Below are 13,463 nucleotides of genomic sequence, written 5' to 3' on the forward strand. Positions count from 1 at the left end.
CCCTCACGGGCATGCTGGCTGCGGGTGAGTTCGGTCCAGGCCATCGTGGTCTCCGTTCAGTGTCGTACCCGAACAGAAACACAACCTCCTGAACTCACTCAATTAGTTTCAAATCGGGCTCTTAGAGAGAATCTCGATGCATTCGTCGCGGGTTTTCGCGGCGCACCAGCCCTGCATGATCGCGCTCAGCTCCTCGCCGTTTTCGCCGCGCGCGTCGTCATTGGCAAAGCGCGGATCGTCCAACAGGTCCTCTCGGTCGATCAGTTTGCACCAGCGCTGGAACACCTTCTGCCCGATCACCTGCATGATGAACCAGCCATCGCGGGCTCGGAAGATATCTGAAGGGCTGGACATCGGGCTTCGGTTGCCGGTTGGTTCGCGGTGGCGAAAGCCGGTGGCCTCTTCCATAAGGATCTGGTTGGTGATGTTCAGCGAGGTGCCGACGAGCGACGCCTCGACATGCGCGCCCTCGCCGGTTTTCATCTTGCCGATGATCGCGGCCAGCGTACCATAGGCTAGCGACAACGAGGTGGAAAAATCAATCGGGGCGGTGGCGGCACGGGTGGGATGACCGGGTTCACCGGTCAGATAGATCGCGCCCGAAACCGCCTGACCGACGCCGTCAAAGCCGATCCGTTCGGCCAGATCGCCTTCGGATCCATAGGCCGAGGCGCTGGCCAGGATGACATCCGGTTTGATCTCTTTCAGCGTCTCATAATCCAGCCCGAAGAATTTCAACGCGCCGGGGGAATAGTTGGCGATCACCACATCGGCCTGTTCGATCATCCGGCGCATCACCGCGCGGCCCTTGGGCGATGTCATGGCAAGGCTAAGGCAGCGTTTGCCGCCATTGCATTGCAGGTATTGCGCCCCTTCACCATGGTCGGTGACAGGCATCAGGAACCGGTCATCTTCGCCCTTGGGCCGTTCCACCCGCACCACGTCGGCGCCAAAGCTGGCCAGAATATGCGCCGCATAGGGGCCGGCGATCCAGCGCCCGAAGTCCAGCACGCGGATATCCGTCAGAATGCCTGTCATGTCGTTACCTTTCGGAGTCTGGCCCCTCTTTGGGCCGGTGTTCGTTCAGGCCTTGCGTCCGGCGCATGGCGGGCCTGTCGGTTCGACCGCTGTTTCTGCAGCGCAGCAATACTAATTTTTGCGAAAGCAAACCGAAAATCCATGGAGTTATCGAGCAATGCAAACTCAATCTGTTGCCAGCCTCCGCGCCCATGCCGAAGCCGCCCGCGCCGAGTATGCAAAAGCCTTTTTCGTAAAGCTGTTTGCCCGCTGGAGCACCGGCCAAGGCCACGTTGTGACCAACGCCTGATCACAGTCACATTTCCGCAGTGCTGAGCACCCGCCCCGATACGGGAGGCGGGCGTAGCCGTTTCAAGGGGGTGTTGATCACGCACCGGGCACCAGCAGCGTGGTAATGTCGCTGACTGGGCAGGACGGGTCGAGCGCATCGACCAGCGCCCACAGACGGTGCGCCTGTTCCAGCCCTACGACCTGCTCGGTCAGGTCATCCAGCTTTTTCAAATGCGCCTCGGGCGTGAACGGCTTCATCGGCGACCCGGTGGATTGCTCCTGGAAGATGTGTTCAGAGGTCCCGTCCTTATAGTTCACGGTCACATCGGCAACAAAGTATTTGTACTTTTCGTCCAGCTCCGGGCTGATTTCGATGTTGACCTTTTTCAGCATCTGACCAACGTCCGAATCTTCGCTGATATCCAGATCACCCTCTAGAATCGCATGGTGCGCCTGGAACCCATTCCCTTTGCCGAGGACCGACAGCGCCATTTGTGCGGGCAGGGAATACTGCACCTCTTCGATGTTGCGCGGGGTATAGATGTTGGCGTTGCGGGTGCCAACGATGCTGTTGACCATCGTTTGCAGGCGAGCGTCGATGCTTTCGATTTCGTCCGCGCGGTCCTGAACGTTCTGCATCGCCTCGATATAGGAAAAGGTGCAGGCGCAGCAGCAATAGGCCTTGTAGGACAGGCCCGGCATCAGGTTCGGCGCGCCGGGCAGGAAATCGGCAATGGCTTCGGCGCCCACCTCTTTGTCGCAGAACATCTTGTACAGGCCGCGGTTGCCGGTCAGGAAGTTACGTGGGCCGGTGATACCGGCGCGGGCCAGTTCAGCGCTTTCAATCCCGTTGCGCACGGCAATCCCGGCATGGATGCGTTTGATCGACCCGCCGGAAGAGGCGTATTCGGTCGGGCCAGAGGCGTGAGACAGCGCAATCGCAAGCGCGTGAAAGGTCTCTTCCTCGCTCAGCCCGTACATTTTGGCGGCCAGTGCGGCCATCCCGAACCCGGCCCAGATCGCGTGCGGCTGCCAGCCCTGGTTCAAAACGGCGGGCGAGCCCCATTTGCCGATACGGACATAGGTTTCATAGCCCACGACCAGAGCGGTAATGGTATCCTCAAGCGATGCGCCCAGCTCCTCGGCCATGGCAAAGGCGGCGGGCACAACGGCGCAGCCGGGGTGCGCGTTGCCAAAGAAATCATCGTATTCAAACCCGTGGCCATAGCTGGCATTCACATAGGCCGCGTCCACGGCTGCGCCCTTGGTGCCGTGGTTCACGATGGTGGCCTTGCCCGGATGCGGGCGGCGGAATTCAAGCGTCTTTTTCGACCATGGCAGAACCGACGCGCCAATCTGGATGGCGAACTGATCTTTGATCAGCCCCTTGACCGCGTCGCGGGTCGCGTCGTCGATATCTGCAGCAGTATAATTGACGACAAATCGCGCTACGGCGCGTTCAAGGCTTTGGCTATTATCGTTCATGGTTTTGGGTTCCGACCGCTGTTTGGGGGCATTGCTTGGGTTGGAAAAATAGTACCGATGGCGGATCATGCACGCAATTCTGGATAGGGTCGGCCTATGGCTACCCAAGAACCTGCCCGAGAGGAGAAAAACCGTGGCCGTCAACTATCAGGAACTTGCCCGTGGCATGTATTATGAAGACCTGGAACCCGGCACTGTCTACAAGCACGCGATCACCCGCACCGTGACCGAAACCGACAATCTGCTGTTCTCGACGCTGACCTACAACATGGCGTGGCTGCATGTGGACGAGGAATATTCCAAGACACAGATGTTCGGTCAGCGGCTGGTGAATTCGAACTTTACCCTGTCGCTGGTGGCGGGGGTGCAGGTGCATGACATGACACTGGGCACGACGCTGGCCAATATGGGCTACTCAGACGTGAAATTCCCCAATCCGGTGTTCATCGGTGACACCATCTATGCCGAGACCGAAGTGCTGTCGAAGCGCGAATCCAAGTCGCGCCCCAATGCCGGGCTGGTCGAATTCGAAACCCGTGGCCGTAACCAGCGCGATGAAATCGTGGTGGTGCTCAGGCGCACAGGGATGATGATCAAGAAAAGCTCGCTTGAAAACTAAGGCCCGCGCAGGCAGTCGCGGCGGTTCAGGACTGTCGCGATCGCCCCGCAAGTGGCGGCAATCAGGCTAAGGGCAAGCCCCAACAGGATGGCCGCCAAAGTGCCACGGTCGCCAAAGGCGTGAAAGCAGATGCCCACCAGCGCGGGCCCGGCCATCATGCCGACCACGCGTGACGTCGACTGAACGCCCCCCGCCGCACCCATCCTGTTCAGCGGGGCGGCCAGGATCATTACCTTCGAATTGTGGTTTTGAAAAAATGCAAATCCTGCCCCCAGAAGGACCAGCATCACCGTGATTAGCGCCTGACTATGCGTGTCGGCCACCGCCCAGATGCCGGCAAAACCCCCGGCCATCAGCAGGCAACCAAAGGTGGATAGGGGCAGCATAATAAAGCGGTCACTCAGATAGCCGGACACCGGAGCCATCATCAGCGTTACCAGCGGCAAGATGGATATCAATGCCCCGGCACTCAGCAAGGTCATGTCCAGCGATGACACGAATAAAAACGGCAGAGCCGTCAGCGCCGTCGCCTGCGCGCCGAACGTCAGGGCAGAAACCGCGCCGGGCAGCACGAAACGCGGTAAGCGGAACAGATCAACCGGAAACAAGGGCCGGTCGCGTCCCCGCTGCCGCCGCTCCAACAGAACTCCGCTGATCAGCGCAATGCCCAGCATTCCATAGATCACCGGCGCGCCGGGGTCTCGGGCCAACCGATCCAGTGCGTAAAAACTCAAACCCAGCGTCGGGATGGTCAAAAAAGCGCTGGCATAATCAAACCGGGTGGCAATGTTCTTGTCGCGGGGCAGGGCATAAAGCGCCAGCGCCAGCGCGGTCAGGGTGATGGGCAAGTCATAGAAGAACAACCAGCGCCAGCTAGCGATATACAGGATGGTCGAGCCGATGATCGGTGCCGCCCCCTGCGCCGCGCCGACGATGACGGCGAACATGCTTAGCACCCGGCCCAGCATCTTGTCGGGTACGCAGCGCCGTAACAGCGGGGCATTCGCCGAACTCATCGCAGCAGCGCCCAGCCCTTGCAACACGCGGGCAATGGTCAGCTGGGTAAAATCCCCCGCCAGCCCGCAACTGATGCTGCCCAGCCCGTAGACCACCAGCCCGGCCACATACGTGTTGCGGATGCCGACGGTCTCGGACAGTCCAGCCAACGGTATTGTGCAACTGACCGCCGCCAATTGAAACGCCACAGTGATCCAGACTACTTGGGCCTCGACCACGCCAAACTCATCGGTCAGATAAGGTAGGGCAATGTTTGTGATCCCGCCGCCCAGAATAAAAAGCCACGCGCTGAGGGCCATGGTCAGGATGGCCAGTCTGGGATGGTGAGGTCGGTCCATGATTGCCTGCTTTTTCCGGCCATTGGGCACGGATCTGTGACGGCACAAAGCTCATCCTCTGTGCAACGAGGGTCAAGCGCACGGACGCCCGTTCCGCTCTGCCATAGGTTTCTCTGATATTCTGGCAAGGCCTACAAATCAGTCCGGAAGAATTGACTTGGCACACCCCTGCTTCCCTACTGTGCCACACGTTTCGACAATAGGAGCCCCCCATGAACCTTGGCATAACAGGCAAGCGCGCGCTGATCATTGGCGGCAGTTCGGGTCTGGGCCTGGCGGCTGCTCAGGCGCTGGCGGCCGAGGGTGTGGATATCGCTACTTTTGCCCGAAATTCCGAGGTGCTGACCTCGGTCAGCGATGACATCAAGGCCAACCACGGTGTCGATGCGCAGGGGTTTTCCGGCGACATCACCGTGCAGGCCGATGTGCAGGCGCTGCGCGATTGGGTCGAAACCACCGGCGGCATCAATATTCTGGTGCTAAATACTCCGCGCCCGCCCAGCCCGATGCGCGATTTTCTGGACGAAGACGACGACCTCCGCTGGAACGACGCATATACCAACCAGTTGCAATGCGCGCTTTACGTTCTGCGGCACCTGACACCCCTGTTGCTGAACAAGGGCTGGGGCCGGATCATCGGTGTGACCTCTGCCAGCATCAAGCAACCGATGCCCCGTCACGCGGTGTCTTCGATCTTTCGCGCCGGGGTACAAACCGCGCTGAAACATCTGGTCGAAGAGGTTGCGCCGCACGGCATCACCGTCAACGCCATTGCGCCTGCCACGGTCATGACCCCGACCTTTGCCCAGTTTCACAACCTTGAGCGCCGGGTATCCGGCACTGCCCTGAAACGCGCCGGAACGCTGGACGAGTTCGGCGGCACCGTCGCATTTCTGGCAAGCCAGCAGGCCGGGTTCATCACGGGCGAGAACATCCAGTTCGACGGGGGAATGACCAAATCCCTTCTGTAAGCATTTGAGTTTACCGACGTCGTTGACGATCGATGAAATCCAGCATCGCATCGGCAATCTGTGCCGCCGCTGTCGGATCAAGGTGAAAATGGTGATCGCCGACCAATTCGGCGGATTCATAGTCTGCGATCAACGCCGCGGCGACCTTCATCAGGCCCCCCAATTTCGGGCGCCTACTTTTGATCCCACCCGCGGCCCAAATGTTCAGCACAGGGCATTGGATGGCGCGCAGCACGTCTTCGACATCCGCATGGGTCAGCTTGATGGCCGAGCTTGCGAACATGCGTGGATCACCGCGCATCACAAAGCCTTCGCCCCGCTGTTCCAGCGCGCGGGTGGCCAGAGCCTGGGACACTTGTGGCGAGTTGCCCTGCGCGGTGCGGCGATCGATATAGTCGGTCTGTGTCGCGAAGATACGGGGCGGACGGGCCTTTTGTTTGCGCGTGTCTTGCAGAAACGCGCGCAGGGTGTCGACAACCGTCAGATCCGTGGGTTCGACCACCAGCGAATCCAGTGACACCAGCGCCCGAACCCGTTCAGGCAGGGCAGCGGCAAAGAGCGCCGCGATATTGGCCCCGCGCGAATGGCCGACCAGCACGCAATCGTCCCAGCCCAGACGGTCCAGCAGCTCGGCTATCTGCGGCAGGTCATCCCAGATGTTATAGGTCGCATGCGCGGCGCGGTGGGTGCTCAGGCCCTGACCGCTCAGGTCTACCGCAACCACATGGCAGCCGTCCAGGCGAGGCGCGAGTTCCGCAAAGCTGTCGGCATGATCCATCCAGCCGTGCAGCATCAGGACCGGCGTGCCATCCACCGGCCCCCAGGCCAGCCCGCGCAGATGCAGGCCGTCAATTTCCCAATCGCAGTTTCGTGCCATGTGTCCGCTCATCAGATCGTCAGGTTGCAAACGCGCGCTTTGGTGTCGCTGTACATCGCGATTTTTTTATCATCCGAGACGTCCCTCGCTATGATTTGGCAGCCGTTCCACGTCGGCATGTCCCCAGAGGAGCGCCGGTCCGGCGGGAAGTTCCGCCTCGCCAAGTGGCGCCCGCGGTCGGCTCTGCGCCAAGCATGACCGACAAAGTTTTCGGGACCGCGCAGGTTGGGCGCCTGCGTACCGTTTCGGGTGATTGCCATCTTGCGTCTCCACGCCGTTCATTCAATTTGGCCCGAGTGTAGTTGAGCACCCGCCCCGACAAAAGCCGCGCTTAGGGGTATACCCGTTTGGACAAGACAGTATAGGGCGGTACTATGGGAAAAACACGCAAACATGATGCAACCTGCGCCGAAATCGACACGGGTCCGGGAGCCAAGGAGACATCACATCAGCTATCAGGAGACGACACGGTCGTCGTCGGGGCTCAATCCTCTTGGGGACCAATATAGTGGGTGAGGGGCTGTCCGGGTTGTACAACCAGCAACACAGGTCCGGCTATGCAGAGCTGCACCATTCAAACCTGTACAGTGAAAACCAGCACAAACGTGCCCTCGGCACCTGTCGGCGACCAGAGTGGCATGACGATTGCTTGAGATATGGCAACGAAACCGCCAAGGAATTTGCCACATGAATACCGACCAGATGACGCTTGCGCTGGACAAAATGTTTCGCCCGGCCAGCGTTGCTATCGTCGGGGCCTCTCCGAAAGAGGGCTCGCCGCGCAACCGGATTGTCAAGGTGCTGATGAAGCACGGCTATCAGGGCCGCGTCTATCCCGTCACCCCCAGCAGTGATGAGGTCGAGGGACACAAGGCCTATAAGACGCTTGCCGATCTGCCCGAGGTGCCCGATGTGGCTCTTGTTATCACCCCCGCAAGCACCGTGCCAGGCATCATCCGCGAATGCGGCGCCAAGGGGATTACCAGCGCCATCGTGTTCAGCTCGGGGTTTGAAGAAACCGACGCGGGCAAGGAGCTAGCGGTCGAGCTGAAAAAAGCAGCTGATGAAACCGGCATTGTAGTCATCGGCCCGAACTGCAACGGCGCGTGGTCCGTCAAGGAAAAGGCCATTCTTACATTTGGATCTGCCGCCTTTTCCATGGACCCGCCTGAACATTCCAACATCGCGCTGATCAGCCAAAGCGGCGCGCTGGCCGGGGCGATGGGCAATTACCTGCAAAAAAACAAGCTAGGCTCGTCCTATATCGTGACGCTGGGCAATGAAACCTGCACTGACGCGCTGGACGTTCTGAGCTGGGTGATCGAACAGGACGATGTCAGCGCCGTCGCGCTGTATCTTGAAGGCCTGAGCGATGCCGGGCGGTTCATCTCTCTGGCCGCACGTGCCCGTACGCGCGGAATCCAAATTGTCGCGCTCAAGGCCGGGCGCTCGGCCTTTGGTCAAGAGGCCACCGCCTCGCACACCGGCAAGATCGCGTCGCCTTACGGGATTTACACCGACGTCTTGGAACAGGCCGGCGTGACGCTGGTCGAAAGCCTCGGTGAATTGTTGGCCGCCGTCGAAGTTCTGGCGCTGCTGCCTGCGCCGCGTCTGTCTGGCGATCCGCTGGGCGGGATCTCGGTGCTGTCGTCCTCGGGCGGGGCAGGGGCGCTTCTGGCGGACCACTGCGAAGAATACGATCTGCCGATGGCCAAATTCAGCGACGACACCGCCGCCCGTCTGGAGGAGGTGCTGCCCGAGTTTGCCCGCAAAGCCAACCCGATTGACCTGACCGGCCAGATCCGCTCGCAACCCGACCTGTTCCGCAACTCGCTGGCCGCTGTCGCAGCCGACAAGCGGACTGAGGCGATTGTGGTTCAGTTTGCCTCATCCGGACTGCGCGACCTGATCGACAATGCCGAGGATTTCAAGGCCGCCGCCCGTGACACGGGCCTGCCAATCCTGATCAGCTTTGCCGCCGAAACCGTGGATGCCGCGATCAAGGAAGACTTCCACGATGCGGGGATCTATATTTCCAATGACCCCGGATTCACCATGCGCGCTCTGCGCTGGATCTATGACCGTCAGCGCTATACTGCCATTGTCACTGCTGACGACAGCGGCGTGCCTGCCGAACAAACCGTGCCCGAGACATGGGAAGAGACCATGACCTATCTCGATGGCTGCGGTGTTCCGGCGGCGAAATGGACCATCCTGAACGCCGACGACAACGCCGCCACCGCCTGCGCCGGCCTGCAATACCCGTTGGTGGTTAAGGCGCTGCCGTCCGAGGCCGAACACAAGACCGAGCTGGGCCTGGTCAAACTGCGCGTCGGCAGCCCCGAAGAGGTGGACGCCCACGCCGCAGAATTCCGCAAGATCACCGGCAAGCCCGAGATGGGCGTGTTGGTGCAAGAAATGATCACCGACGGAGTTGAGGTGGTGCTATCGGCGCTGACCAACACCGATTTCGGGCCAGTGATGTCGATCGGTTCGGGCGGTGTGGCGATCGAACTGTACCGCGACGTGACCTTCCTGGCGCTTCCGTGCACGGCGGAACAGGTGGAAACCGCTTTGAAAAAGCTGAAACTCTGGACGCTGCTGGACGGTTTCCGTGGCAGCCCCCGCGCCGACATCCCGGCGCTGATCAATGCGGCAGTTCGGTTCGGCAACATGATTGTCGCCACCCCGGACATTGCCGAGGCCGAGATCAACCCGGTCCTCGTGCGTCCCGAGGGCAAGGGACTGGCGGCTGTGGATTTCCTCTGCACCACCAAGTGACAAAGAAGAACGGGCGCCTTCGGGCGCCCGTATTCGGTCTGGTGATCGCAGGACGGGCGATCGCGTAGGCCGCCTTCGGCCACGCGAGGAGCGTTCACGTCTGGGCCGGCCAGCGGAACGGGGAATATGCGTGATCAGGGCCTGCAGCTCGCCCAGTGTCCGCCGGTTTTCCTGCGCGGAATTAAGGTGAAACTTAGGCTCTTTACGGCGGTGCATCGCCATCTGGATGACACAGGCGGGGATGGGTCAATCCTGCTTGCACAGGCGCTCATCTACCCGGACCTCGCCGACCAGTGCTTTGGCGTCGAGGTCTTTGAGGTTGGGCACCAGATCAAGCGGGTGTTTCTCTGAGGACGTGATTGAAAACGCAGAAAGACCGGCCCAAAGGCCGGTCTTGTCATTTTATTCCTTGTTGGCAGAGGGCATACCGTCGGAAAACCCCTGCTCCTTGGCCGCGCCCTGATAATCTGGGCGGCGCTTCTCGACCAGCGCGTTCAGCCCCTCTTCGAATTCCGGGGTGGATTGGGCCAGCACCTGGGCGTAGTCTTCCATATCCATCATCTCGGCCAACGTGCTTTCAAATGATTTCAGCATGATCGTCTTGGCGATGCCCATGACTTCGGCCGGGCCCTGCGCATATTTATGCGCCAGTGCGATGCCTTCGGCGTCGACGTCCTCGTCAGGCACGACCTTGGACACAACGCCATTGTCGAACGCTTCTTGCGCGTCCCAAGTGGCATTCGAATACAGGAACTGCCGCGCCTTTGCCAAACCGATCAGGCGGGGCAGTGTGAACAGCGTCAGGCAATCCGGCACCACACCCAGGCGGAAGAAACCCGACATGAACTTGGCGCTTTCTCCGGCAACAATGCTGTCGGCCATCATGGCCAGACCCATGCCGCCACCCACGGCAACGCCGCGCACGCCGCACACCACCGGGCGATCCAGCGTCAGCAGTTGTGGCATAAAGGTCGAGGCATGTCGGAACCGGCGGTGTCGTTCAATCGGCGCGCGGCTTTCGGTCAGCATCCGCAAGTCACCCCCGGCGCAAAAGGTTTCGCCCTTGCCGGTCAAGTAGATCGCGCGGATCGAGTAGTCGTCCTGCACCTCGCGCGTTACCTCGCGCAAGCTATAGCGGATTTCGCGGGTCAGGGAATTGCGGGCCGTTTCATTGGCCAGCCGCACGATCAGCACGGAATCCTGACGCTCGGTTTCCAGATGGGGATACTGTTTGATCATTGCAGGACTCACTTGTTCGGAACGGTGACAATGGGGCTGGCGCGGCCGCGGTTGCGCCCGCCGTCTACCACGATATCGGCCCCGGCCACATAGGCCCCTGCATCCGAGCACAGGAACACGGCGGCATTGGCGATATCGGCGGTCTTGCCAAACTCGCCCAACGGGATCGAAGACAGTTCATGTTCGCGGCGGCCTGCATCTTCGTAAATGCGTTTGACGCCTTCGGTGTCGCCAATTGCGCCCGGAGCAATGGTGTTGCAGCGGATGCCATCCTTGCCCCATTCGCCGGTCAGTGTCCGGATCAAAGACATGATCCCCGCCTTCGCCGCGCCAGCGTGGGCACATCCCGGCCAGCCTTCCAGCGCACGGGTGGTGGAAATGGCGATGAACCGGCCGCCGAACTTGCTGTCCTTCAATGCCGGATGGGCTGCGCGCGCGCAGTAAAAAGTTCCGTTCAGATCGATGTCTATCACGGTTTTCCAGGCGTTTGGGGACATCTCGGCCGCCGGCACCACAAAGTTGCCCGCCGCGTTGGCAATCATCACGTCCAGCGTCCCGTAGGTGCCCACGGCGGTTTTCACCACCCGCGCGACATCATCATAGTTGCGGACGTCGGCCTGCACGGCGATGGCTTCACCGCCCATGCCCTCGATTTCCTTGATCGCGCCCTGCAGGCGTTCCTCGTTGCGGCTGGCCAAGACAAGGCGCGCGCCCGCAGCGGCAAAGGCCTTGGCGATCCCAAACCCGATCCCGCCACCGCCGCCGGTAATGACAGCCACGCGGCCTTTCAGTGCATCTTCTGTAAAAGTCATTCGTCGTTTCCTTTTCACCGGCATTCCAGTTTTCCCGCCCGTTCTGACGGTATCCACGAAACGGAAATGCAATTGTCATGCCAAAGAACGAGCGCCCGCGCCGGGAATGCCGAAAAAAGAAGTTTCCGCCTTCATCAGCTGACGCATTTCGGGCTTTGGCCACAAAATACGGTCTGTCCTGGATGACTCGAATTAGGGTCAGGCCCCATTGATTTTCGTCTAGCCGCATGATTCACGGTTCGAAAACCGAGCGGTGACCATGTCTGATTTTTCTGACTTGCGGATGCGCAGATGGCTGGTCGGCCCCACCTGAGTGGTCCAGCTTAATTGTTAGTGCATGATCAGTCTTGGACCCATCGGGGCGATGGATTCCGGCGCCGGTGAGCGGTCGCCCAGGGCACTATGTGGTCGTTTGGTATTGTAGTGTTTCCTCCATTGTTCGATCAGGGTCTCCGCTTCCCGGAAGCTGTAGAATACTTCCCCGTTCAGCAGTTCATCCATTGCCCGGCAGGCGCATGCAACGCATGCTGCCGAGAGGGGCGGAACGGGGCGTTGAAGCTTTCGCAGTAGCCATTCTCCCAGGGCGATCCGGTTTCGATGTAAGCGGTCTTGGCGCCGACGGCCTCGATCCAATCCTGGACGGCCTGAGCTACGAACTCAGGGCCATAACCTTAAAACAGTGCTTCTTCCCGACGTGCTATGGTACCGAGTTCACCAGCATGGCCGTGCTCAAATGGATGCAGGAGACCGGGATCACCCCTTGTGGGCTCAAGGGTCGTTGCGACGGTTTCCGCTATCTCAGTTTCATCATCTCTTCTCTGAAGGCCTCTGTCGGGGTTCGCCATCCGAGACACTTTCTGGGTGTTGCGTTGAGGCGGTCGCAAATCGCCTTCATATTGCGATTTGAGAGCGCCGCGAGTTGGGTGTCGCGTGGCAAGTATCGGCGGGCGCGTTTGTTCAGGTTCTCAACGGAACCCTTTTGCCAGGGCGCTTTGGGATCACAGAACCAACTTTCTGTGCCGATGCCAGACTTCAGCTTGCGCCACGCGCGGAACTCGAAGCCACGGTCGAATGTGATCGATTTGCGGGCTGGTTGGGGCAGGGGCTCCATCACGTCCATCAGCTTGTTGATGAAGTGGGTCGAGCTGCGGTCGTTGTTGCGGAACAGGACAGCAAAACGGGTCTTGCGTTCGACCAGCGAGGCGACATTCATTGTGCCCTGAGACCTTTCGAAGATCATCAAATCGCCTTCCCATTCGCCAAATGTCTCGCGTGTCTTCACGTAGTCTGGACGTTCATGGATGGACCGATCCGGCGGAAAAACCTGGCCTCTGGGGCGTCTAGCATAGCGCGGCTGTCGTTTCTTGCGTCTGCTGGGAAGATGACGCGCCAGTTGTTCGGACTGTCCTTCGGCGCTGTAAACGTAAGCATAGATCGTCTCGTGGCTGACACGCACAGGCTGGTCATCAAAGCCAAGGCGACCCGCGATCTGTTCCGGTGTCCAGCCAATCTTCAATTGAGCGATGACATGAGAACGCAGATCATCCAGGCGGATCAACTTGCGCTTTCTAGCGCGCCGGTCTGATGCGTATTTCTGAGCATTCATTCCGTAGTAGCCGTTCAGATACGGCAACTCCTCATCGCTGAAATAGTTTCGCTTGATCTCGCGATAGACGGTCGAGCGATGCCTGCCGATCTCCGCTGCGATCTTGCTCACCGGCATTTTTGCATTCAACATGTCTTCAATTGCGCGTCTCTCACGCAAATCCAGCTCTGTATGGGCCATGTCAGTTCTCCTAGCTTTTCAGCAAGATAGGGGATTTGTCGCAACCCAGTTTAGAATGTGCCCCGGCTACACGCGCTGTAAATCCTATTCAGAAATGTCACCGGCTGTGCAAAGCAGAAAGGTCACCACAGGGCGCTACGGGAGCAAGGCTTTTGAGCCCGCAGACCCCAAATATCGGAGGGCTGAAAAGCCTTGCGGGTGTCAGTGGAAAAGCTGGCGTTTCTCTTTCT

Annotated in this window: 12 protein-coding genes and 1 pseudogene; 5 read left to right on the forward strand and 8 right to left on the reverse strand. The window is 59.9% G+C overall.

Annotated features, from left to right (window positions below):
- Nucleotides 1-108: 108 nt before the first annotated feature.
- Entirely contained in the window at nt 109-1,038 is a 930-nt protein-coding gene (locus AAFO90_RS22215; protein WP_347510821.1) for a CoA transferase, read from the reverse strand.
- Between the two features lie 157 nt (nt 1,039-1,195).
- Here AAFO90_RS22215 and AAFO90_RS22220 point away from each other — a divergent pair, with 157 nt between their 5' ends.
- On the forward strand, nt 1,196-1,327 hold the full coding sequence (locus tag AAFO90_RS22220) for a hypothetical protein (protein WP_347510822.1): 132 nt from the start codon (nt 1,196-1,198) through the stop codon (nt 1,325-1,327).
- A 77-nt stretch (nt 1,328-1,404) separates the two neighbouring features.
- Here the strand turns inward: AAFO90_RS22220 and AAFO90_RS22225 are convergent, their stop codons facing one another.
- A complete protein-coding gene (locus AAFO90_RS22225) occupies nt 1,405-2,793 on the reverse strand; it encodes an MmgE/PrpD family protein (RefSeq protein WP_347510823.1) in 1,389 nt (462 codons plus the stop codon).
- 133 nt (nt 2,794-2,926) lie between these two features.
- On the opposite strand from AAFO90_RS22225, the gene AAFO90_RS22230 reads away from it, so the two are divergent.
- Entirely contained in the window at nt 2,927-3,412 is a 486-nt protein-coding gene (locus AAFO90_RS22230) for a MaoC family dehydratase (RefSeq protein WP_347510824.1), read from the forward strand.
- Here the strand turns inward: AAFO90_RS22230 and AAFO90_RS22235 are convergent.
- Nucleotides 3,409-4,767, reverse strand: coding sequence for an MFS transporter (locus AAFO90_RS22235; protein ID WP_347510825.1), 1,359 nt, complete (start codon nt 4,765-4,767; stop codon nt 3,409-3,411). The genes AAFO90_RS22230 and AAFO90_RS22235 overlap by 4 nt on opposite strands.
- A 212-nt stretch (nt 4,768-4,979) precedes the next feature.
- Between AAFO90_RS22235 and AAFO90_RS22240 the strand changes: the two genes are divergently transcribed.
- Entirely contained in the window at nt 4,980-5,738 is a 759-nt protein-coding gene (locus AAFO90_RS22240) for an SDR family oxidoreductase (protein WP_347510826.1), read from the forward strand.
- A 10-nt stretch (nt 5,739-5,748) separates the two neighbouring features.
- Here the strand turns inward: AAFO90_RS22240 and AAFO90_RS22245 are convergent, their stop codons facing one another.
- Nucleotides 5,749-6,615 (reverse strand): alpha/beta hydrolase, encoded by an 867-nt coding sequence (locus tag AAFO90_RS22245; RefSeq protein ID WP_347510827.1) that lies wholly within the window; start codon nt 6,613-6,615, stop codon nt 5,749-5,751.
- A gap of 687 nt (nt 6,616-7,302) precedes the next feature.
- On the opposite strand from AAFO90_RS22245, the gene AAFO90_RS22250 reads away from it, so the two are divergent.
- Both AAFO90_RS22250 and AAFO90_RS22255 read left to right on the forward strand, forming a co-directional pair.
- A complete protein-coding gene (locus AAFO90_RS22250) occupies nt 7,303-9,396 on the forward strand; it encodes an acetate--CoA ligase family protein (RefSeq protein ID WP_347510828.1) in 2,094 nt (697 codons plus the stop codon).
- A 126-nt stretch (nt 9,397-9,522) separates the two neighbouring features.
- The gene (locus tag AAFO90_RS22255) at nt 9,523-9,747 is read left to right on the forward strand and encodes a hypothetical protein (RefSeq protein WP_347510829.1); all 225 of its coding nucleotides are present in this window, start codon (nt 9,523-9,525) and stop codon (nt 9,745-9,747) included.
- 51 nt (nt 9,748-9,798) lie between these two features.
- Here AAFO90_RS22255 and AAFO90_RS22260 read toward each other — a convergent pair whose 3' ends face one another.
- The 4 genes and pseudogenes from AAFO90_RS22260 to AAFO90_RS22275 form a co-directional block, all read right to left on the reverse strand.
- Entirely contained in the window at nt 9,799-10,635 is an 837-nt protein-coding gene (locus AAFO90_RS22260; RefSeq protein ID WP_347510830.1) for an enoyl-CoA hydratase/isomerase family protein, read from the reverse strand.
- A gap of 8 nt (nt 10,636-10,643) precedes the next feature.
- Entirely contained in the window at nt 10,644-11,447 is an 804-nt protein-coding gene (locus AAFO90_RS22265; RefSeq protein ID WP_347510831.1) for an SDR family oxidoreductase, read from the reverse strand.
- A 330-nt stretch (nt 11,448-11,777) separates the two neighbouring features.
- A pseudogene (locus AAFO90_RS22270) lies at nt 11,778-12,112 on the reverse strand (integrase core domain-containing protein); the annotation flags it as partial.
- A 128-nt stretch (nt 12,113-12,240) separates the two neighbouring features.
- Nucleotides 12,241-13,233: an IS30 family transposase gene (locus tag AAFO90_RS22275; RefSeq protein WP_347510832.1), complete on the reverse strand. Its 993-nt coding sequence runs from the start codon at nt 13,231-13,233 to the stop codon at nt 12,241-12,243.
- Nucleotides 13,234-13,463 lie beyond the last annotated feature (230 nt).

Source organism: Phaeobacter sp. CAU 1743 (genome assembly GCF_039839315.1).
Lineage (GTDB): Bacteria > Pseudomonadota > Alphaproteobacteria > Rhodobacterales > Rhodobacteraceae > Phycobacter > Phycobacter gallaeciensis_A.